14 protein-coding genes are annotated in these 21598 nt (G+C 62.3%); 7 read left to right on the plus strand and 7 right to left on the minus strand.

Annotated features, from left to right (window positions below):
• Positions 1–53: 53 nt before the first annotated feature.
• Together BM267_RS06245 and BM267_RS06250 are read left to right on the plus strand one after the other, a co-directional pair.
• Positions 54–1940, plus strand: coding sequence for a DUF294 nucleotidyltransferase-like domain-containing protein (locus tag BM267_RS06245; protein ID WP_036993225.1), 1887 nt, complete (start codon positions 54–56; stop codon positions 1938–1940).
• On the plus strand, positions 1937–2653 hold the full coding sequence (locus BM267_RS06250; protein ID WP_074777272.1) for a 3'-5' exonuclease: 717 nt from the start codon (positions 1937–1939) through the stop codon (positions 2651–2653). Before BM267_RS06245 ends, BM267_RS06250 begins: the two co-directional genes overlap by 4 nt.
• A 4-nt stretch (positions 2654–2657) precedes the next feature.
• Here BM267_RS06250 and BM267_RS06255 read toward each other — a convergent pair whose 3' ends face one another.
• The 3 genes from BM267_RS06255 to BM267_RS06265 all read right to left on the minus strand — a co-directional run bounded on the left by BM267_RS06255 (position 2658) and on the right by BM267_RS06265 (position 5448).
• On the minus strand, positions 2658–4325 hold the full coding sequence (locus BM267_RS06255; protein WP_074777260.1) for a BCCT family transporter: 1668 nt from the start codon (positions 4323–4325) through the stop codon (positions 2658–2660).
• A 172-nt stretch (positions 4326–4497) separates the two neighbouring features.
• Positions 4498–5211, minus strand: a complete 714-nt coding sequence (locus BM267_RS06260; protein ID WP_235818211.1) for a TetR family transcriptional regulator — start codon at positions 5209–5211, stop codon at positions 4498–4500.
• A 39-nt stretch (positions 5212–5250) separates the two neighbouring features.
• Positions 5251–5448: a hypothetical protein gene (locus BM267_RS06265; RefSeq protein ID WP_074777255.1), complete on the minus strand. Its 198-nt coding sequence runs from the start codon at positions 5446–5448 to the stop codon at positions 5251–5253.
• A 396-nt stretch (positions 5449–5844) separates the two neighbouring features.
• On the opposite strand from BM267_RS06265, the gene BM267_RS06270 reads away from it, so the two are divergent.
• The 4 genes from BM267_RS06270 (at position 5845) to BM267_RS06285 (ending at position 9040) form a co-directional block, all read left to right on the plus strand.
• The gene (locus BM267_RS06270; protein ID WP_074777253.1) at positions 5845–6846 is read left to right on the plus strand and encodes an amidoligase family protein; all 1002 of its coding nucleotides are present in this window, start codon (positions 5845–5847) and stop codon (positions 6844–6846) included.
• Positions 6828–7517, plus strand: a complete 690-nt coding sequence (locus BM267_RS06275; RefSeq protein WP_074777252.1) for a gamma-glutamyl-gamma-aminobutyrate hydrolase family protein — start codon at positions 6828–6830, stop codon at positions 7515–7517. Before BM267_RS06270 ends, BM267_RS06275 begins: the two co-directional genes overlap by 19 nt.
• A 72-nt stretch (positions 7518–7589) precedes the next feature.
• The gene (locus BM267_RS06280) at positions 7590–8549 is read left to right on the plus strand and encodes a hypothetical protein (RefSeq protein WP_074777250.1); all 960 of its coding nucleotides are present in this window, start codon (positions 7590–7592) and stop codon (positions 8547–8549) included.
• Entirely contained in the window at positions 8546–9040 is a 495-nt protein-coding gene (locus BM267_RS06285) for an NUDIX hydrolase (RefSeq protein WP_074777248.1), read from the plus strand. The genes BM267_RS06280 and BM267_RS06285 overlap by 4 nt, the downstream gene beginning before the upstream one ends.
• Here the strand turns inward: BM267_RS06285 and recD are convergent.
• From recD to BM267_RS06305, 4 genes are all read right to left on the minus strand, one after another.
• Positions 9024–11120: an exodeoxyribonuclease V subunit alpha gene (recD, locus tag BM267_RS06290; RefSeq protein WP_143062996.1), complete on the minus strand. Its 2097-nt coding sequence runs from the start codon at positions 11118–11120 to the stop codon at positions 9024–9026. The two genes, BM267_RS06285 and recD, sit on opposite strands and share 17 nt — an antisense overlap.
• Positions 11092–14781 (minus strand): exodeoxyribonuclease V subunit beta, encoded by a 3690-nt coding sequence (recB, locus tag BM267_RS06295; RefSeq protein WP_074777245.1) that lies wholly within the window; start codon positions 14779–14781, stop codon positions 11092–11094. The genes recD and recB overlap by 29 nt, the downstream gene beginning before the upstream one ends.
• A complete protein-coding gene (gene recC / locus BM267_RS06300) occupies positions 14778–18257 on the minus strand; it encodes an exodeoxyribonuclease V subunit gamma (protein ID WP_074777242.1) in 3480 nt (1159 codons plus the stop codon). Before recC ends, recB begins: the two co-directional genes overlap by 4 nt.
• A 124-nt stretch (positions 18258–18381) precedes the next feature.
• Positions 18382–19728 carry a glutamine synthetase family protein gene (locus tag BM267_RS06305; RefSeq protein ID WP_074777240.1) on the minus strand — a complete coding sequence of 449 codons (1347 nt, stop codon included), beginning with the start codon at positions 19726–19728 and terminating at the stop codon, positions 18382–18384.
• A gap of 171 nt (positions 19729–19899) precedes the next feature.
• Here BM267_RS06305 and BM267_RS06310 point away from each other — a divergent pair, with 171 nt between their 5' ends.
• Positions 19900–21591, plus strand: coding sequence for a VOC family protein (locus BM267_RS06310; protein ID WP_074777237.1), 1692 nt, complete (start codon positions 19900–19902; stop codon positions 21589–21591).
• The last annotated feature ends 7 nt before the right edge of the window (positions 21592–21598 follow it).

Consider the following 21598-nt stretch of genomic DNA (forward strand, 5'->3'; position numbering starts at 1 on the left):
TCTGCACCGCACAGGTATTACACTGTCCCGTAAGGCCACCGCTGGAAACTGCCATGCAAGTTGAACTGATCGAAATACGTGACCATCTGAGTCGCTTCGCCCCCTTCGATGAATTGCCCGAAGAGACACTGGACGAGACTGCCAGCCAGGTGCAGGTGCAGTATTACAAGGCCGGCACGCTGATTCTCGAGGCCGGTCAGGACATCACCGATCTGCATTACATCCGCAGCGGTGCGGTGGAGATACTGCGGCGCAACGGTGAGCTGTTCAACCGGCTGGGCGAGGGGGACATTTTCGGCCAGGCCAGCCTGCGCCGCGACAGCCGAGTGCGGTTCCCGGCGCGGGCGCTTGAAGATACCTTGATCTACTTCATCCCCGGGGTGCTCTTCAGCCAGTTGAACGAAAGCTTCGACAATTTCGCCGACTTCGTCGATACCGAAGGGTCCGGTCGTTTACGGTCCGCGATCGAGCTTCAGGGCCGGGCCAACGAGTTGATGAAGGTCCGGGTCAACAAGCTGATCAGCCGACCACCGGTGATGCTGGATGCACAAGCGAGCGTGCACCAGGCAGCGACGGTGATGACCGACCAGAGCGTATCGGCCTTGCTGATTACCGAACCGATGGCGGATGATCCCCAACAGCGGCGCGTGGTCGGCATCATCACTGATCGCGACTTCCGCACTCGCGTGGTATCCGAGGCGTTGCCGCCGGAGACGCCACTGCAGCACATCATGTCGGCCGACCCGATTACCCTGCAATCCAACGACTCGGTATTCGAGGCGATCCTGTGCATGCTGCGGCACAATATCCATCACCTGCCGATCCTCAACCGGCGCCGCCCGGTGGGCCTGATCAACCTGGCCGATGTGATCCGCTATCAGTCCCAGAGCAGTCTGTATCTGGTCAATGACATCTTCAACCGCCAGTCCATCGCCGAGCTACAGGGGCTAGTACCCGATGTGCGCGCCACCTTCGTGCGCATGGTCGAAGATGATGCCAGTGCGCATATGATCGGCAGCGCCATGTCCAGCATCGGTCGCAGCTTCATCCAGCGGCTGGTGGATCTGGCCGAGGCGCAGTTGGGCCCGCCGCCAGTCCCGTACTGCTTCATGGTGATGGGCTCGATGGCGCGGGATGAACAACTGATAGTGACCGACCAGGACAATGCCCTGGTGCTCGATGACCGCTTCGACCCAGCCGAACACGATGACTATTTCCTGCGGCTGGCAACCTTTGTCAGCGACGGCCTGGCCGCCTGCGGCTACACCTACTGCAAGGGTGACATCATGGCTACCAACCAGCGCTGGCGGCAGCCACTGGCGGTATGGAAGAACTATTTCAATGACTGGATCGAGCGCCCCAATCCCCAGACCCTGCTCAACAGCAATATCTTCTTCGATCTGGAAGCGGTCAGTGGTCAGACGGACTTTGTCGAACAGCTGCATGAGCTGATCGCTACCCGGGCCAGCGGCAATCAGCGCTTTCTCGCGCTACTGGCGCGCAACTCGTTGAACCGCACACCACCACTGGGCATCTTCCGCACCTTCGTCATGGAGCAGGATGGCCGGCAGAAGAACATCATCAACATCAAGGGCCGCGGTACCGCCCCGTTGACTGATCTGATCCGGGTGCACGCGCTCGCCTGCGGCTCCACCGCCCAAAGCTCGGTCGACCGGCTGGACGATATTGCCAAGACCCGCCTGATGCCCCCCGAATCAGTGGACCGGCTGCGCTACGCTCTGGAGTTCCTGTCGCTTGCGCGCATCCGTCACCAGGCGCTGGATATTCGCGAGAAGCGCGAGCCGGACAATTACATCGAGCCGGAGAACGTTTCGGCAGCAGAACGGCACGGACTGAAGGATGCTTTCCAGATCCTCAGCAATGCGCAGAAATTCCTGCGCTATCGCTATCCCCATACCACAGGTGATGGCAGACCATGAAGCCAACCGTAGCCAACCACGCGAGTGACTGGCCAGCCTATCTGGCCAATATGGCCGCCAGTACCCGGCAGCCCTCCCTGCAGCGTTTCTATAAAGCCGAATGGCCCGCAGCGGATACGCCCCTGAGCGAGGTTGAGTTCATCGCGCTGGATATCGAGACCACTGGTCTCAATCCCAAGCGCCACTCGATCCTGAGCATCGGCGCCGTCCCTTTCACTCTGGGCCGTATCCGCAGCAACCAGGCCTGGCAGCAACTGGTGCGGCCCCATAGCGACTTGATTCCGGAGTCGGTGGTATTCCATCGCATCACTCACTCGGACATCCGGCAGGCGCCGCGCTTTGCGCAGATCATGGACAGTCTGGTAGATCAGTTGGCAGGCAGGGTGGCGGTAGTGCACTACCGCAATATCGAGCGCAACTTCATCGATCAGGCGGTACGCCAGGCATTCGGCGAAAGCCTGTTGTTTCCCATGGTCGATACCATGCAGATCGAGGCCGACCTGCATCCGCAGCGCCAGCCCGGCTGGCTGCTACGGCTGCTGGGCAGAAAGCCGCTTTCCATTCGTTTGGCCGACAGCCGTACCCGCTACAACCTGCCGCTGTATCAGGCGCATCATGCGCTGACTGACGCCCTGGGCACCGCCGAATTGCTGCAGGCGCAGGTGGCGACACACCTCTCGCCACGGCAACACCTGGGTGACCTGTGGTGCTGAGCCGCTAGCGCGGCTCGCTCATCAACCCCTTCACCATCGCCACACATCCGGCCAGCAATACCACAGTGAACGGCAGGCCGGTGGATACGGCCATGGCCTGCAGCGCTACCAACCCCCCGCCGATCAGCAGCGCAATGGCCAGCACGCCTTCGACCACCGCCCAGAATATCCGCTGGGATACCGGCGCATTGATCTTGCCACCAGCGGTGATGGCATCAATCACCAGCGAACCCGAGTCCGAGGAGGTGATGAAGAACATGATGACCAGAACGATGCCGAAGAACGAGGTAATGGCCGACAACGGCAACTCGCCCAACATGGTGAACAACTGTAGCTCCAAGACCGCATCCTGAGCCCCGGTGAAGTTATCAGTCAGCACCTGATCGATGGCCACCCCACCGAAGGATGTCATCCACAATACCGAGAACAGCGATGGCACCAACAGCACCGCAATGAGGAACTCCCGCACGCTGCGCCCACGACTGACCCGTGCAATGAACATACCGACGAAGGGCGACCAGCTGATCCACCATGCCCAGTAGAACCCGGTCCAGCCCTGACTGAAGTTGGCGTCATCCCGGCCAATGGGATTGGACAGGGCCGGCAGATAGCTGACATAGGCGCCCAGGTTCTCGAAGAAACCTTTGAAGATATCCAGCGTGGGCCCAAAGGCAATGACAAAGAACAACAACAGCACCGCCAGCAGCAGGTTGATCTTGGATAGCTGCTGAACGCCCTTGTCGACCCCGGCCATCACCGACCACAGCGCGACAATGGTGATGGAGATGATCAGCAACACCATGGTCAGGTTGCCGTTCGGAATGCCAAATAGATGCTCCATTCCCGCGCTGGCCTGCTGTGCGCCCAGGCCCAGCGAGGTGACCAAGCCGAACATGGTGGCAAATACCGCAAGCACATCGATCACATGCCCTGGCCAGCCCCAGATGCGCTCACCCAGCAACGGGTAGAAGATCGAACGCACGCTCAGCGGCAGGCCTTTGTTGAATGAGAAGATCGCCAGCGACAGTGCAACGATGGCGTAGATGGCCCAGGGATGCAGTCCCCAGTGGAAGATAGTCGCGGCCATACCCAGGCGTACCGCTTCCTCGGCATTGCCTGCAGCACCGCCCAATGGCGCCCAGTCAGTGCGCACACCATCGTCGCCAACCACGACACCATCGAGTGCCGCGGTAAAGTGCGACATGGGCTCGGCTACGCCATAGAACATCAACCCGATACCCATCCCGGCGGCGAACAGCATCGAAAACCAGCCCAGGTAGCTGTAGTCCGGCGTTGCGTCCCGCCCACCGATACGTACCTTGCCCAACGGCGAAACGATCAATGCCACACACAAAAGGACAAAAATATTCGCGGCACTGATGAAGAACCACGTCATATTGCTGGTCAACCAGCCGCGCAGGCCGGTGAAGACCTCCGCCGCCTGCTCTTGTAATGCCAGGGTCAACAGCACGAACAACAGAATGGTCCCTGCCGATATCAGAAAGACCTTACTGTGTATATCGAGGTCGATGGTCAACTTGCCGGCAAAGTTATCCTGGCCAACCACATAGTCCGTATCGATCAGATTGGCGTCGCCGGAAGGCGCCGGAATACCGTCTTCACTGGGGTTGATATCATTGGGGTCGGTTTCATTCGTGGGCTGGGTTCCCATGGAATTACTCCTTGCATGTCGTATTCAGCAGCACACTGAAGAGCGGCAAAAAAGATCTTGCCGGAAGATGCCCGCAGGCATAGATACGCTGACTCAGGCTTAACCTTAGTCGCTTAGATGAAAGTCTGCTGCCAATGATAACCCAACGGCGGCCGCCAAAGAACCGCTTCGCCTATACCTCTCCTTCCGGCAAGCACAACGCACCCACCGCCTGTAGGAAGGCAGCACCGGTAAACAGCATCATGATCTGTTCTTCGACCAACCGGCGCAGCTGATCGCGGCGCTGTGGCTGAGCGATGTAATCCAGCGATTGAAAGAACAGGTTGAGACTGACCATCTCGGCTATCTGCCGCACCTGCATCGGTGCGACCTGCTCGGAGACCAGTTTCAATTCGATGATATCCTGCGCCAGATCATCAGCGAACAGGCGCATCATGTTGCGTACTTCCCTGCGCAACAATTCCGACGGTCCATGCATTTCGCGCATGGCCACCATCACCACTTCAGCATTCGCCAACACATAGTCGAGGAACAGGCGGACGGTTTCTGCGCAGACCAGCCGCCCCCGCCGCAACTCCAATTGCACCTGATCAATCGCCGGGTTCTGCTGCCGTATCTGCCGTTCGGCACGGGCGGTGGCGTCGTGACGCAATATGCGTATGGGCCCACGCACCTGCTCGACGATACTACGCAACAGCGTCAGACCCAGATCGTCCATTTCACGGAAGTGGCGATAGAAGGTGTTTGGGTTCAGACCCGCTTCCCGAGCCAGTTCCCGCAAACCCAGACTATTGAGTGTGCGCCCATCCGCCGCCAGACGCAGGGCAGCATCCAATAAGGCTTGTTTGCCTGGCGAATAGGCGGGAGTTGCCGAGTGTTTTGTCATATCTTCCATGATTACGCTGTATTACCGCGCATTGCGTGTTCAGTGCGCTTGGGGGGCGGACTCGATGATTGCCAGTACATCCGTTGCGGACAGGCGATAGGTTTTCATCAGGGTCTTGAGTTCATCGCTGAACGCCTGTTCTTCACAAATGTGTTCTGCTTCTTTCTTGGCTTCAAGTTGCGCCAGACTTTCCGCCAGTTTGCGTTCGATTTCCCGAAACGTCGCGTTCTTGCTCATAGTTAACCTATCAGGAAGTTAAGTTCAGCCCTGTCGCTTGCCGAGCGGCAGCAAATGGACGATGCCGCTGTCAGCGGCTAGCCTTGAGTCATGCAGGTCAATGCTTGCGGGAAAAACCTACCGATCATGGAGGCAGATGCCCTGACCAGAAGTTATCCCTTTGACTCCGTGCCCAACGACAGATGGAATTGGCGAAGCGGCTGTCGTTTGATCGACATTGTCTGAGAAAACCTGCCATGGAGGCGGCAGACAACACGACCGAATGAGTCCCGGGCGAGACACCCGGAGCGGAGCCAATGGATTCTATCACGCTGAACCTGGTCTGAGACCACCCCTTGGATATGCGGTGCCAAGATCGAGCAGAACATTACCCAATGGCCGGACGCGGAGTTGTACATGACCCATTGCCCACCATCGCTCGCCTTACCGGCACGCATCCATACCGGCACCGGCGAGCTGCGCCGCGTCGGTGTGGAACTGGAAATGAGCGGACTGGATATCGACCGGCTGGCCACCATCTGCAGCCGCTATCTGCAACTGCCCAGCCAGGCCACCAGCCGCTATGAGCGCACCCTGCGAGGCGACCCGGCCGGCGACTGGCGAGTCGAACTGGATTTCACCCTGCTGCGGGAGATGGGCCGCGAACAACGTGCGGAAAACGGCCTGGGGGATGAACTGCGTACCTCGGTGGAAGAGCTGCTCAAATGGGTCACCAACGATGTCGTGCCGTTGGAACTGATCAGCCCACCCTTGCCCATGAACCGTCTGGGTGAGATCGAAGGGCTGATCGATCTGCTGCGGATTGCCGGCGCACAGGGTACCTCCAGCAGCGTCATGAGCGCCTTCGGCATGCAATTCAACCTCGACCTGCCGGATCTGCAAACCGATACCATCACTGCCTATCTCAAAGCCTTCACCTGCCTGTATGACTGGCTGGCGCAACGCGCGCGAATGAACCTGACCCGCCGCCTGACGGCATTCGCCGGCCCGTTTCCACCGGCCTATGTCAAGCAACTGATCGACCCGCATTACTGGCCAGAGCAGACCCAGCTGATAGCTGATTACCTGCTGGCCAACCCGACCCGTAACCGCGCTCTGGATATGCTTCCGCTGTTCAAGTACCTGAGTGCCGAGCAGGTTCAGGCGGCTACAGCCGATCCCTTGATCAAGGCTCGCCCTGCCCTGCATTACCGTCTGCCGGATAGCCTGATCGATCAACCCGGCTGGGGTCTCGGCGGCGCGTGGAATGACTGGTTGCAGGTGGAGGCACTGGCCGCAGACCGATCCCGTCTCGATGCCTGCTGCAGCGCCTATGGGCAGCACCTGGAACAGGGACTGGGCCGGTTACTGGATAGTTGGAAAGCACAGCTGGAGCGCCAATGGCTGAGCGGGATCTGAACAGGGCGCCGACCATTGCGGTAACCGGGCCATCGCGCGGTGCTTTCGGCCCGCGCTTTCTGGTAGCGTGCGCCATCCGCTGGTACGGCGGCAAACCGCTCCAGCTGCGCCCCGGCGACCCCTGGCGACAGCACCGCTATGATGGCGTGGTCATTACCGGCGGCCACGATATCGATCCGGTGCTCTACACCGCCGAACCGGAAGTGGTACCCAAGTACGACCCCGAACGGGACGCGCTGGAAGCGGCAATCATTGATGATGCCCTCGCCCACCGGCTGCCATTGCTGGGCATTTGCCGGGGCGCCCAGTTGCTCAATGCACGCCGCGGTGGCAACCTCTATCAGGAGCTGCGCTCCCGGCGCCATAAGACTTCCCACCGGCGCACCGTGCTGCCGCTCAAGACCTTGGATATCGTTCCCCATAGCCGCCTCGCTGACCTGCTCGGCACCGAACGGGCGCAGATCAACAGCCTGCACAATCAGGCCATCAACCAGCTCGGCCAACAGCTGCAGGTCAGCGGCCGCGATCTAGATGGCATCATCCAGGCCATCGAAGACCCGGATCACCCCTTCCTGCTCGGCGTACAATGGCACCCCGAATTTCTGCTGCCGATACGCCGCCAGCGACGGCTGTTTCAGGCGCTGATCGAGGCGGCAAGCAAGCGCGTATGATGCTACCGGTATCGCCAAACGGCAGGTCGCGCCATATCATGGTGGCCACTATGAAAAGGAGGCCGAACCGGCATGTTGTTCAAGGAAAAACTGTTGTTGTCCAACTGCGATTCGGTCCGCGCTCTGGATGGCAACGAGCTGCGCAAACGCTTCCTTACCGGCCTGGCCTTTGCCGACGGCGTGGTGTTATCGCCCAATGCGCTGATCGATAATCTTGATGTCGCTCAGGTCATCGGCCAGACCAACGTCATCAAGTATCTGAACGAGGAAGGCAGCGGCAAGTTGGTGATCCGCGGATTCGGCATGACCCAGCATGCTGGTCTGTCGGAGTATTACCATGCCCTGCCCGGTAGCTTCATTCTATCCAGCTTGCCGGGCGCACCGCGCAAGGATGCGCTGGACAGATACCAGCAGCGCCTGATGCAGGACCGGGTAGACACACTTCAGAAAGCCCTGAATGAAGTCCGTCCGGCAACGGAGAGCCTGACGCTGGCACGGGAAAGCTTGCGCAACGAAGTTTTCACCCGCCTGCAAGAGCCCGCCTGTGCTGAGCATTATTTCGAGAATGACGGCGATTACCAGTTATTCCTGTTGGGCGCATCCGACGTCATTTCCCGCTCAGAATGGTATGGCCACTCGCAAGCGTTTTTCCGTTCGCGGGGCTTGGCCGATTTCCCACGCTTTCGCGCGGAAATTATCGATCCCGCCTACAATTCGTTGTTCGCCGTTGCCAATGAAGGCTTTCTACAGGACGACATCCGCTATCTGACCGGCATTCCCGAGGTTATCCTGGATACCAGCATCGGCATCAAATCGCTGCGCCGGGAGATCGAGTTGATTCAATATCCATTGAAGGTGTTCGAGTTTATTTCCAGCTTCGGCGCAGGGGAAATCGTACGCTATCTGACCGACGAGGCTATCGGTTATATCGAAGACAAGATGGTCGACAGCGGCAAGAGCTATATGACCCGCAGGAACTGGTTCGGCATGTACCCCCGCATGCGCCGGTTCATGGGGCTGGAGATTAAATGAAGACGCTATATGAGAACCCGTGGTTTCGCGTAGTTCAGGATGGCCGCTTCCATTATGTGGTGGAAGATAACGCCAGCAATGGTGCTGCCGTGTTGGCACAGATTGCCGACGGCGACTTTCTGTTGCTACGGGTCAAGCGCCAGGCCCATACCGGGCTGCAACTGGAGATACCCCGCGGCTACGGCGAGCCTGGCGAGAGCAGTCTGGCGTGTGCGCGGCGCGAGTTGGCCGAGGAGACCGGTTATCTGATCGCGGAAGAGCAACTGAGCCTGCTGGGCCGGCTCAAGCCCAACTCCGCCATCCTGGCCTCCGCCGTGGATCTGTATTTCGCCCGCATCAACAGCAACAGCCAACCCGGCCAGCGCGACGACGAGGCCCGAGACATCCAGCGCATCGGTCTACCACGCCTGCGCCAGATGCTCCAGGCCGGCGAGATAGAGGATGCATTCACTCTTGCGGCGCTAGCATTTTATTTCAATCGGGAGAGCTGACCTCGACAGCCAGATCCAGCCCACTCAACCGTCGTACCGGCTGCGCCACCGCCGCTTCGAATACTCCGGTGCGGGTTTCCAACAGGGTGAAGTCGCGGCTGGCGCGGGTGATGGCGGTGTAGACCAGCTCCTTGGTCAGCAGCGGGCTGCGGGTTTCCGGCAGGACCAGCATGGCGTGGGCGAACTCCGAGCCTTGCGATTTGTGCACGGTCATGGCGAATACAGTTTCTACCTCGCTCAGCCGGCTGGGGAGTACAAAGCGCAGCCGCCCGCTGCCGTCGTTGCGCGGAAAGGCCACGCGCAGCACCATCCGCTCCGGCTCCCCGGCGTGCAGCGGCCGTTCCCTGATCGTCAAGGCGATGCCGATATCGCCGTTCATCAGCCCCAGCCCGTAATCGTTGCGCGTGACCAGCACCGGACGCCCTTCGTACCAGCCCTGCGCCGCTGGCAACAAGCCCCGCCGCTGCAGCAGGCCGGCCAGGTGACGGTTCAATGATTCCACGCCCCAGGGCCCCTTGCGCACGGCGCACAGCACCTGGAAACGGTCGAAGGCCTCCAGCACCGACCTGGCCCAGTCTTCCCATGCCGGATCATCGGCGGGCAGATCCGACGCGGGGCGTTGTTGCGCCAGCAAGGTCAGATAATCACCATAACCCGGCAAGGGATCTGCCGCGGCCGCATTGCCCAGTATCATGGTCGCCAGCCGCGGATCTTCCAAGCCGGAGGCCAGGTGGCTGTGCAGGTCACGGTATTGCCGCTGCCCCAGCACCTGCCGTGCGGCCTGGGCATCGGCCCGGTTGACCGTGCGCGCCAGTTCGCCAATGCCACTGTCAGCGCCGAAACGGTGGGAATGGCGCAGCATCACCGTCTGCTGGGCCAGTGGATGCCGATCCACATCGCCCGGCTGCAGTCCGGCTGCCGCGATCGATTGCCCGCCAACCTGCTCCAGCCACTGCCGGGTATCCTCGCTGTAGCGCCCAGCCTCGGCATCCCGGCACAGATCGCCGAGCACCGCGCCCGCTTCCACCGAGGCCAGTTGATCCTTGTCCCCCAGCAGCACCAACCGTGCATGGGGCGGCAACGCCGCCAGCAGGCTGGCCATCATTTCCAGGTCGATCATCGAGGCTTCATCCACCACCAGCACGTCCAGCGCCAACGGATTGCCCGCATGGTGGCGGAAGTGCCGGGTGTCCGGCCGGCTGCCCAGCAGCCGATGCAAGGTGGCGACCTGGGTGGGGATATGTTCCCGCACCGGGGCGCTGACCTGCAGGCTGCCGACCTGCCGGCCGATGGACTCGGTCAGCCGTGCGGCGGCCTTGCCGGTAGGTGCCGCCAGGCGGATACGCAGCGGCTGACCGGCCGTGACCGTCGGTTCCTGCAGCAGCGCCAGCAGCCGCACCACGGTGGTGGTCTTGCCGGTACCGGGCCCGCCGGTAATGATGCTGAACGCACCCCGCGCCGCCAGGGCACAGGCCAGCTTCTGCCAGTCCGGGTGTTGGCGGCTGTCGGCAAATAACCGCTCCAATCCCTGTTCCAAACCGGCAGGCAAGGCTGGCCGGGCCTGTAGCCGGCGTCCGAGCGCCGCGACCACCTGCCGCTCGTAACGCCAGTAGCGCCGCAGATACAGCCGTTGGCCATGCAGCACCAGGGGGCGTTCGCAATGTTCACCGCCAGGCTGGTTGTCCACCATCGGGCTGGCGGCCAGGGCGTCGCACCAGGCTTGCGTGGTAACACCGCCGAGCAGTTGCGACGGCAGCAGGATATCCCGTCCGGCCTCCTGCCCTTCCGGGGGCAACGACAGGCTCAGGTCCGGCGCCTGCAGGGTGGCACCCAGATCCAGACAGACATGCCCATGCCCGAGCTGGTGACTGGCGAGCGCCGCGGCCAGCAGTACCAGGGGCTCGCTGTCGGGCGCCAGATCCAGCAGGAAGACCGCAAGCGCCCGGTCCAGTGCCCGCAACCAGCCCACCTCGACCCACTGCTCCAGTTGGTGCAGCACGTCGGTATTCAGTGCTGGCGGCGCTTCGCTGGGCGCCAGCAGATCCAGTTGCTCAATGCTCACGGGGCATCTCCTCGGCATCGTCGCCCGTTGCTGCACCCGCGAACAGGGCATCCAGCGATTCGATCAGGGCCCGCGGCGGCTTGTCATGCCAGACGCCGGCGTTGTCCGCTTCGCTGCCCCGGATGAACCAGTACAAGGCGCCGCCCACATGCCGACCATAATCGTAGCCGGGTAGACGGGCTCGCAGTTGGCGGTGCAGCGCCAGCACGTAAAATACATACTGCAAGTCGTAGCGATGCTCCAGCACCGCCGCCTGCATGGCCTGGGGGGTATAGGCGCTGGCATCGGCGCCCAGCCAGTTGGATTTGTAGTCGACTACGTAATAGCGGCCGTCATGCTCCAGCACCAGATCCATATACCCCTTGAACAGCCCGTTCAGGCGCTCGGCCGGCAGCTCGGGGCGCGGCACACCGGGAGCGATGGCCGCCTGCACCAGTTGATCCAGCGCGCTGACATCGACCCGACTGGCGGCAAACAGGAACTCCATTTCCGGCTGGTATTGCTCCCGCCCCAGTTGCGCCAGGCTGAACGGCCCGGCATCCAGCGGTACCGGACGATTCAACAACCCGCTGAGCCATTCGCTCAGGGGTACAATCCATTCGGTCAGCCCACGCCGTACGCAACGGGGTCTGAGCCATTGCGCACAAGCCTCGGGTGACGCCAGGCCAGCGAAGCCTTCATTGCCCGCCAGCTCCAGCAAGCCATGCAGGAAGGTGCCGGGATTGGGCCCACGGGGGAACCGGTGAATGGTCGGCGTCTCGCCCGGGCGTAGCGGCTGAAATACCGTGCGGCGGTCATCATCAGCGGCCTTTTGCGCCGCCGGATTGTCCGGCGAGGCATCGTCGCTGCGGGTGCGCGGAACGGCGACCTCGCCGGGACGCAGCGCACTGTAGGAGGCGATCCACCAATGCTCCGCAGCACGGCGCTGCGGCTGGCGCGCGCTCAGGACATCCTGCTCAGCCTGGGGCGGGGCATAGTGCGCCTCATCAACTTCAGGAGCTTGCACCAAAGCAATCGCCGCGGCATTCCAGCGTGCCAGCCAAGCCGCCAGGTCGGCGGAAGAGGACAGCGGCTCGCCGCCGCCGAGCAGTTTCCCGATCGCCGAGCGGTGCAGCACCGAGGAGGCATTATTGCCGTATTTGAGATCAGCCATGCCCAGCCAGCAGGCATGCCGTGCGCGGGTCAGGGCGACGTATAGCAGGCGCACGTCCTCCGCCAGCCGCTCGGCATCAGCTCGCAGCACATCGTCCTCGGTCGGTTGCAGTACGATCCGGGTGCCGTTATCGCCATGGGTGACCAATGGCTTGTCGCCCTGGGTCAGGCGGGTATTGCAGATGAACGGCAGGAACACCAGCGGGTATTCCAACCCCTTGGATTTATGGATGGTAACCACCTTGACCAGCGCGGCATCGCTTTCCAGCCGCAAGACCTGTTCATCCTGGGTATTGTCGCCGGGGCTGAGCACCAAGTCCTCGAAATGGCGAATCAGTGCCTGCTCGCCATCCAATTCGCGGGCGCTCTGCTGCAGCAGCTCGGCCAGATGCAGCAGATTGGTCAACCGCCGCTCGCCATCACTGCCGGCCAGCAGCTGGGCCGGCAGGTCGAAGTCGTGCAGCAATCGGTGCAGCATCGGCAGCACGCCTTGGCGCAGCCAGATGCGCCGGTAATCACGGAACTGGAACACGCGGTGCTCCCAGATGCGCTCATCCTGGTTCAATGCATCCAGCAGTTGCCACTCCAGGTCCAGCGTCGGGCTGGCCAGTGCGGCGCGCAACGACCGATCGTTGTCCGGCTCGGCGCAGGCGCGCAGCCAGCGCAGCACATCGGCGGCCTCGGCACTGGCGAACACCGAGTCCTTGTCCGACAGGTAGACACTGCGTACGCCCCGTGCGGCCAGCTCATCGCGGATGGCCTGGGCCTCGCGAAAATCCCGTACCAGCACCGCCATGTCTGCCGGACACACCGGCTGCATGCCCTTATCCGGGTGCAGGAACCCCGCCTCACCGCGCTGGCCAAGATTGAGCAGTCGCACCATCTCGCTGGCGCAGCGCGCGGCCATTTCGCTCCGGTAATTGCCGCTGGCCAGCGGCTTGTCGGTCGGCAATTGCCAGGCAGTCAAGGCAGCCGGCGATTCTCCGGCGACAGTCCATTGCTCGGCCCGCCCGCGCGCACCCACCGCAATGAAGGGCAGCGGATTGTCCCCGTCACGGGCGAACAGGAAGGCGCCCTGTCCGCCCGGACGCTCTTCGGCCAGCTGGAATACATGGTTGACCGCAGCCACCATCTGCTCGCTGGAGCGAAAGTTGGTGTCCAGGTTGTCGTGCCGCCCGGCGGTGGCTTGGCGGGCCTGCAGGTAGGTGAAGATATCCGCACCGCGGAAGGCATAGATCGCCTGCTTGGGGTCGCCGATGAGAAACAGGCCATGCTCCGGATCGTTGGCCTCGACCCGGTAGATACGATCATAGATGCGGTATTGCAGCGGGTCGGTGTCCTGGAATTCATCAATCATGGCTACCGGAAACTGGCGCCGGATAACCTCGGCCAGGCGCTCACCGTTCACGCCATGCAGGGCCATGTCGAGTCGCTCGAGCATGTCATCGAAACCCATTTCCGCACGCCGGCGCTTTTCCTGCTCGAAGCGCTGGCGGATCCAGCAGGCGGCATGGCGCAGCGCCTGCTGACCCGGATCGGGCAATGACCGCAGCTGCTCGCGCAACTGGCTCAGCGCGTCCAGCGCCGGGTGGGTCGGCACCGCGCCGGATTTCCACCCTTCGGCCAGGCCATCGGGACTCAGGCGGTTCCAGGCAGCATCCGGCAGCTTCAACTCTATCAGCAGCTCATCCGCCGCCCAGCTGCGCAGCGTCTCGAACCAGTTGCGGTAATAGCGGCTGTGAATCTTCTGCTTGTTGACCTGGCCCGCCTCGAAGGCCTGGTCCAGCAATTGCTCCAGCTCGTCGGCCCAGCTCAGCCAGGGCTGTTTCAGTTCGGCCAGCCGCTGGGTAGATTGCTCCAGCACCGGCTCGATCAGTTCCTGCAGCCCCTGCCCCGTCTCGTTCGACGGCTCGCGAAACAGCACCCGTACGCGCGCCAGCAGGTTATCCGGCTGCTGCCACTGCTCCACCACCCAGCGCAGCGCCGGTCCCTGCAGGCTGTAGCACTGCTCGCGCCAGTAATCGCGAGCGACATCGGCCAGCAGCTCGCTGTGATCGGTTTCCAGCTGCTGGGCGAACAGGCTGCCGCTGTCGAAGGCATGCTCGCGCAACATGCGCTGGCACCAGCTGTGAATGGTCGAAACCGCCGCCTGGTCCATCCACTGGGCGGCGATGTCCAGGCGTCTGGCGCAGGCGGCATGCTGCTGCTCGGAGTAATCGGCCAGCAGCGCCTGCAGGATCGGATCAGGGGCATCCAGTTCACCCCGGAACGCCTGGGCGGCTTCCACCAGCCGCGCGCGAATGCGATCACGCAGCTCCCGGGTGGCGGCGTCGGTAAAGGTGACCACGAGGATTTCTGGCGGCAACAGCTCGCGGCGGAAGCGGGTTTCATCATCGCCATGACCCAATACCAGGCGCAGATACAGTGCGGAAATGGTGAAGGTCTTGCCGGTTCCGGCGCTGGCCTCGATCAGGCGACTGCCGCGTAGCGGAAACCGCAACGCCAGGGGCAGGTTCTGCTGACTCATGCGCCCTCCCCGGTATCGACCAAGGTCAGTAGTTGACTGCGGTACGCGTCGACCAGCGGTGCGTACAACTGCTGACTCAGTTCGGCAAACTCACCCGAAGCACTCAGGCTGGTAAAATCCGGATATTGCCGGCGCAATGCCGCGCTTTTTTCCACCTCACCGGTCAACTTGAAACCACCTTCATATACGGTCTGCGCCGCCATATCAGCCTTGTCCTCCTTGCCTGCCAGCATAGACTCCAGCCAGGCGAAAGCGGTTTCCGGGGCGCAGGGTAGCGGCCGGTTCAGCCCTTCCAACCAGGCGGCCAACCAGACTTCCATCAGGTTCTGCGCCTCGGGCGCGGGCAGCGGTGCGAAATGCAAGGTGGCATCTCCGGCCACGACCCAGGTGTGCAATGCATGACCGCTGGCGGCGGCCAGCACGTGGGTAACCCAGTCGGCCAGCAGCGGGCGCCAGCGCAGGGCATCCTTCTTGCCACGCCGCTTGCCCGGCACCAGGTTGATCCGTGCCAGGGCATCACTGCCGGATGCCTGGCGCACCCCACTCAGCCAGCTCACCAGTTGCACCTGGTGGTGTCCAGCCTCCAGCGCCAGCGGATGCTCCATGACCTGCGGCCAGTCTGCCACCAGGGCCTGAAAGCGGCGCAGCTGATCACCCAGCGGCAGGATGAGCTGGCTGCGGCTCAACTCGCCAAAACCGGCCAGAGGGAAATGGCCCTGCCCCTGCAACCGGGAAGCCAGCTGGCTCAGCGCCTCGTCGATATCCTGCTCCGCCGGCAATGGCAGGCAGGCTTCCAGCAGCGTCTGGCTGAGCTGGTGGTTCTGCAGCGCATCCAGGGCGAAGGGCTCATGGTCATCCAAACTGTCGTTACGCTCATCGAGATAGACCTTGAGCCGGCCGGTGAAGAAATGCGCCGCCGGATTGCGCAGGAAGCGTTGCAGTTGCTCCACTTCGATCGGCGCATCGGGCAACATGTCAGGCAGCCGCGTTGCACTGGCCCCGTCTGCGGGTGCCCCATGCATGGGCAACCACTCGCGGGCATAGCTGAACAGCGCGCCGCCCTCCTTGAAATACGCCTTGCTGAAGGGCTGCAACGGATGCTCCTGGGTCAGCATGGGCAGCAGTTCGCCGTGCTCGGCGCGCCAGCCGCTGGTCAGGTGATCACGCAATTGCCCGACCAGCACCGAGGCCGGTCGCTCGCTGTTATCCCGGATGCTGCGTCCCACCCAGCTGATATACAGCCGCTCGCGGGCCGACAGCAGCGCCTCCAGCAGCAAATAACGGTCATCTTCCCGGCGCGAGCGATCACCGGGACGGTAGTCGCGGGCCATGAGATCGAAGTCCAGCGGCGGCTGCGCCCGCGGGTAATCACCATCGTTCATGCCCAGCAGGCAGATCCGCCGGAACGGAATGGCCCGCATGGGCATCAGTGTGCAGACGTTCACCGCACCGGCCAGAAAGCGCTGACCCAACTGGCTCTGCTCGACGCCGGACAGCCAGGCTTCGCGTACCACATTGAGCGGCAGCGCATCATTCAGCTCCACGCCAGCACAGAGCTCCAGCCACTGGTCCATGGCCTCATCCAACTGGCCCAGCAGACGCTCGTCGCGCTCACCGGCGGGCAGCAGGAAGTCATCCAGCAACCGGCGCAGCCGCTCGCCCCAGACCGGCGCCGAAGCGGGTTCGTCCAGCAGATCACAGGCCTCGTCCAATGCTTCCAGCAAGGCCACCAGCGGACCGATCAGCGCCGCATCCAGCCCGCCGATTTCATCGTAGGGCTCGATACCGGAGCAGGGATCGCCCGCGCCCACCGCATATCCGAGCAGCATGCGCCGCAAGCCAAAGCGCCAGGTATTGGCTTCCAGCCCGTCGGGTAGCCCGAGCGTGGCCCGTCGTTCGGCGTTCATGCCCCAACGGATACCGGCACCTTCGATCCAGCGGCGCAGCGTTGGTAACTCGCTCTCCTGAATACCGAAGCGGGCGCGCAGTGCCGGCACATCCAGCAGACTGAGCACCTCGCTCACCGGCAGCCGGCTGTCTGGCAGACGCAGCAGCGATTCCAGGGCGATAAGCAGCGGCTCGATACCGCGCTGGCCCTGGTCGGCCAGGGTGAAAGGAATGTAGCGCAGGTCCTCCGGCGTGTACTGACCGAACACCGCCTGCACCGAAGGCGCATAGGTGTTCACATCCGGCACCATGACGATGATATCCCGCGGTTTCAGGCTGGGATCGGCGTTGAACCAGGCGAGCAACTGGTCGTGAAGGATTTCCACTTCGCGCTGGGCACTGTGGGCCAGGTGAAAGCGTATCGACTCATCCCCTGCGCCAACCGCCGGCCACTGCTCGCGGGTCTCCGCCAGGGGGCGCAGGTCCAGGATGTCCGATTGCAACTGCCCGAGCAGGTGCGCTGTATCCGGTTCGTCGAACAGGTCGATGCGCCCGCCATTGATCGCCTGGAACTGGGCTTCGTAGCTGGCGCGGTCATCATGGCTGTCGAGCAGGTTGATATAGTCGCGGCCCTGCTTGCCCCAAGCTGCCAGCAATGGATGGGCATGCTGATGCAGACTGTGCTCGTCGAGCTCCAGCGGCGAGCCGGGGCGGCGCTGTTGCCGCTGATACTGATGACGCAGCAGATCCTGATCACCGACGATATTGCCCCAGTGGTGCTGGCAGGGATTGAGCACGCAGAGCAGCACCTGGCTGAACCGGCCGATGGCAGCCAGCGCCTCCAGTGTCTGCGCCGGCAATGATGAAATCCCGAACACGATGACCCGCCGCGGCAAGCCGGCGGGACGAGATTCCAGTTCGGCCAGCCGGCTGACGAAGCGCGGGTGAATCCCGGCGCGACTGTCCGCCAGCCGCGCCTGTCCCACGTCCTGTAACAAGGCTCGCCAGAGCGCGGGTTGCCAGCAATCGGCCGGCTCCAGCGGCTGGATACCATCACGCGCATGGCGGATCTGATCACGCCCTTCGGCCCAATCACCCAGCCAATCGGCGCGGTATACCTGATATTGGTCGAACAGATCGGCCAGGCGCTCGGCCAGTTGATAACGCTTGCGGCAATCCTGGTCATCCGCGAGAAATCGCTGCAGCGGCTCGAAGACCGGCTCATGCATGACCGCCGGCAGCAGTCGCATCAGCCGCCAGGTCAGCGGCGCCTTGTCCAGTGGTGAGCTGACCGGCACGGTATCCGCACCGAGCACGCCGCGATAGGCGTCCCAGAGAAACCGCGCCGGCAGTTTCACATCGAAGGCGGCGGCGATCCCGCAACCACTGGTTTCGTCGGCGGTCACATCGGCGGCCAGCGCCTGCTTGAGCCACTGGGCAATACCGTTGCTCTGCACCAGGATCACATCGTTTTCCAGTGGTTTGAGCGGGTATCGGGCTACCCAGTTGACCACCAGTTGGCGCAGGCTCTCCAAACGGTTGCCATGGATGATCATGAAACCCGGTGCGAGTGATTCTGCGTCCGACATGCCAACTCCTGTGCAGCGATGAGGTGGCCAGCAGAGTCTGCCGGCCCGACCTGCAGATACTACCAGCCCGCTGCCACTTTACGTGCCATGTGAATGCCCTGGCGACGCAGTCGTGAACAAGCGCTCAGATCACGCTGCCCAGAACGCGCCGTTCCCAGGGGGTGATTTCATCCATGAAGCTTTCCAGTTCCATGTGTTTACAGGCCAGGTAACCTTCGATGAACTCCTCGGTAAACACCTCGCGCGCCATCCGGCTGCGCTCCAGCCGGCGCATGGCGCGATGCAGGGTGCAGCTCAGGCGCAGCTCGTCCGGCACCTCGAACTCGCCCTGGGCCGGCAGATCCGGTTCGAGCTGATGCTCGATACCGTAGAGCCCTGCCGCCAACGTGGCCGCCAGCGCCAGATAGGGATTGGCATCGGCGCCGGGTATGCGGTTTTCCACCCGCCGCGCATCCGGCTCACTGGCCGGTACGCGCAGACCGGTGCGACGATTGTCGTTCGACCAGCACAGGTTATTGGGCGACGCATAGACGTGGCAATAGCGCTGATAGGAATTGATATTGGGCGCCATCAGCAGGATCAGGTCACCCAGGTGCGCCTGCAGGCCGCCGAGAAAATGCCGGAACTGCGCTGTGGCTTGTTGGCTGCCAGGATCAGTAAAGACGTTCTGCCCCTGCTGGTCGACCACGCTCTGATGAATATGCATCGACGAGCCAGGCATCTTCGACAACGGCTTGGCCATGCAGACCGCGATCAGGCCATGCTTGAGGGCGACCTCATGCAGCAGATGCTTGAACAGAAAGGTCTGGTCGGCAATCAGCAATGGATCGTCATGGGTGAAATTGACTTCATACTGACTCAGCCCCATTTCGTGCATCACCGCCTCGCAGGGAATGCCTACTGCGGTCATGCTGGCCTTGAGCTCGGCAAAGAACGGCTGCAGCCCGGTCACCGAGCCCACGGCGAAGGCCTGGCTGCCCGCTTCACGCCGCCCATCCAGCCCCACCGGCGGGCGGAACGGCTGCTGCACATCGACGTTGTGCTCGAACAGATAGAACTCCATCTCGGTGGCGACCTTGGGTGACCAGCCGCGGGCCTGATAGCGTTCCACTACCCGCTGCAGCATGCTCCGTGAGGACAGTCGCGACGGCGTCCCATCCATTTCCACGGCTTCACACAGGGCCAGTGCCCGCGGTGCCAGGGTCCAGGGAGTGATGTGCAGCTGTCCCGGTATCGGGCGCAGAATGAAGTCGCTGTCATCGTAGCCGTAATACCGCGGATCGGGATATTCGCCGGTCAGGCACTGCACCAGAACACCGTGGGCCATCTGCACCCGGCGTCCCTGCATGAAGTTACGGGCATGGATCACTTTGCCGCGCGGTATGCCGTTCATGTCCGGGATCACGCATTCGACTTCCCCGATGCCATCCAGGCGCTCGACGAGTGAAGGATCTGCGGAAAGTGATGTCATGAAAAATACCCTGTTGCGACAGCGGCCTGCCCGGAAAGGGGACGATATTACCGCATCGGCCGGGCGCTGAATAATTTCCCGTCCGCTGGTATTGGCGCATAGCTCATATTGAGCTATCGTGCGCAACCAATGAATGAATGTTCATTTTCAAAACAACAACAAGGAATCAACATGCATCAACCCAACCCTTGCAGATGGCTGACTGCCCTGCTGTTGCCATTGCTGCTGACAGCCTGTCTGGGTGGTGGCGGATCAGATAACGACGCCTCACCCACCCATCCAGCAGAGCCCCCGCCGCCAACGTCCACGGCGACGTATCTGGAAGCGGTAGGTATCGGTGTAAGCGACCTGGATGCCGCGGTCGATTTCTATCGCAACGGCCTGGGCATGCGCGAAGTCCAGAGACTGACGCGCGATGACCGTATCGAGGTAGTCATGGAGTCGGCCGATCGCCGCGGCTCCCATATTCTGTTGATGGAGTTCACAGACGGGGTTGGCCGGAACTACCAACAAAACCCCGGCAAGCTGGTGTTCTGCGTGCATGATGCCACTGCCTTTGCCAGCCGCTTCGAGAGTGCCGGTGGCCGTATAACCGCTCCGCCTGCGGCACTGCCGGAATATGACGGCACCCTGGTCGGCTTCGGCCGCGACCCGGATAACAATCTGATTGAAATAGTGGGTGTGCCCAGCGTCACCGACTCCTTCCTGGCGGCTGTCGGTATTGGTGTCAGCCATCTGCAGCAGGCCCACGCGCTCTATACCGATGCCATCGGCTTGCAGGAACAGGCGTTCCTGCAGGTACCCGGCCTTTATGATGAATACACCCTGCTCTCGCCGGTACCGGGCGGCTCGGCATTGGTGTTGATGCACTGGACCAACGGTAGCGACCCGAATTATCAGGACAATCCGGTGAAACTGCAGCTCGCGACCGCCGACCCGAGGCTGCTGGCTGATCGGCTGGCAGAAGCTGATGCCGATATCCTGCATGAGCCGGTGGCCTCCACCGAGCCGGATCTGAACCAGGCCCTGGTCGGCTACGCCACCGATCATGACGGTACCCTGATAGAAATCCGCCAATCGCTCCGTTCCTACCTGGGCGCAGCAGCCATCGGTGTCGAGGATCTGCAGGCAGCGGAGGACTTCTTCAGCAACGGATTGGGAATGCGCGTGGTGGCTCGGCGCACCCGGGAGAATCGGGAAGAAACCGTAATGGAGTCTGCCGATGCGACCGGCTCGAACCTGGTGCTGATGGCTTTCACTGACGGCGTGCCACGCAACCTCCGGCAGAACCCGGGCAAGCTGGTGTTCTACACCAGGGATATGGAGAGTTATGTGGCATCATTCCAGGCAGCGGGTGGACGTATCACCCTGCCACCTACCCGCGACCCGGCCCTGGGCGTGACCGTCGGCTTCGGTCGCGATCTGCACAACAACCTGATCGAACTGGTCGCCGACCCGGCGGCGGAGCATTCCTACTTCGGCGCCTTTGGCATCGGTGTCAGCGACCTGGAAGCGGCTCGGGGCTTCTATGTAGATGAGCTGGGCTTTCGCCAACTGCTGTATCTACCGATCCCGGGCATGTACAACGAGTACATATTGCAGGGGTACGGCGGCTCGGCGCTGGTGCTGATGAACTGGACCAATGGCGGCGCGCACAACTACCGGGACAATCCGGTGAAAATGGAGATCCGCAGCGTCGCCCCGGTGGCTTTTGCCGAGGCCGTGGAGCGCGCTGGCGGGGAGCTGTTGCAGGCGCCCGACGTGACAGACGACCCGGGACTTGAGGGCGAGATCGTTGGCATCGCCAAGGATCTGGATGGCAGCCTGATGGAAATACAGCAGGCGCGCTGGGGAATGGAGTGACATAAAA

Origin of the sequence: Halopseudomonas bauzanensis, assembly GCF_900114735.1 — a bacterium.
GTDB classification, from domain to species: Bacteria; Pseudomonadota; Gammaproteobacteria; order Pseudomonadales; family Pseudomonadaceae; genus Halopseudomonas; species Halopseudomonas bauzanensis.

What these genes read in the sequence shown, in the direction of transcription:
- BM267_RS06245 (WP_036993225.1), top strand. Translation starts at nt 54, where the DNA reads ATGCAAGTTGAACTGATCGAAATACGTGACCATCTGAGTCGCTTCGCC.
- BM267_RS06250 (WP_074777272.1), top strand. Translation starts at nt 1,937, where the DNA reads ATGAAGCCAACCGTAGCCAACCACGCGAGTGACTGGCCAGCCTATCTG.
- BM267_RS06255 (WP_074777260.1), bottom strand. Translation starts at nt 4,325, where the DNA reads ATGGGAACCCAGCCCACGAATGAAACCGACCCCAATGATATCAACCCC.
- BM267_RS06260 (WP_235818211.1), bottom strand. Translation starts at nt 5,211, where the DNA reads ATGACAAAACACTCGGCAACTCCCGCCTATTCGCCAGGCAAACAAGCC.
- BM267_RS06265 (WP_074777255.1), bottom strand. Translation starts at nt 5,448, where the DNA reads ATGAGCAAGAACGCGACGTTTCGGGAAATCGAACGCAAACTGGCGGAA.
- BM267_RS06270 (WP_074777253.1), top strand. Translation starts at nt 5,845, where the DNA reads ATGACCCATTGCCCACCATCGCTCGCCTTACCGGCACGCATCCATACC.
- BM267_RS06275 (WP_074777252.1), top strand. Translation starts at nt 6,828, where the DNA reads ATGGCTGAGCGGGATCTGAACAGGGCGCCGACCATTGCGGTAACCGGG.
- BM267_RS06280 (WP_074777250.1), top strand. Translation starts at nt 7,590, where the DNA reads ATGTTGTTCAAGGAAAAACTGTTGTTGTCCAACTGCGATTCGGTCCGC.
- BM267_RS06285 (WP_074777248.1), top strand. Translation starts at nt 8,546, where the DNA reads ATGAAGACGCTATATGAGAACCCGTGGTTTCGCGTAGTTCAGGATGGC.
- recD (WP_143062996.1), bottom strand. Translation starts at nt 11,120, where the DNA reads ATGCCGAGGAGATGCCCCGTGAGCATTGAGCAACTGGATCTGCTGGCG.
- recB (WP_074777245.1), bottom strand. Translation starts at nt 14,781, where the DNA reads ATGAGTCAGCAGAACCTGCCCCTGGCGTTGCGGTTTCCGCTACGCGGC.
- recC (WP_074777242.1), bottom strand. Translation starts at nt 18,257, where the DNA reads ATGTCGGACGCAGAATCACTCGCACCGGGTTTCATGATCATCCATGGC.
- BM267_RS06305 (WP_074777240.1), bottom strand. Translation starts at nt 19,728, where the DNA reads ATGACATCACTTTCCGCAGATCCTTCACTCGTCGAGCGCCTGGATGGC.
- BM267_RS06310 (WP_074777237.1), top strand. Translation starts at nt 19,900, where the DNA reads ATGCATCAACCCAACCCTTGCAGATGGCTGACTGCCCTGCTGTTGCCA.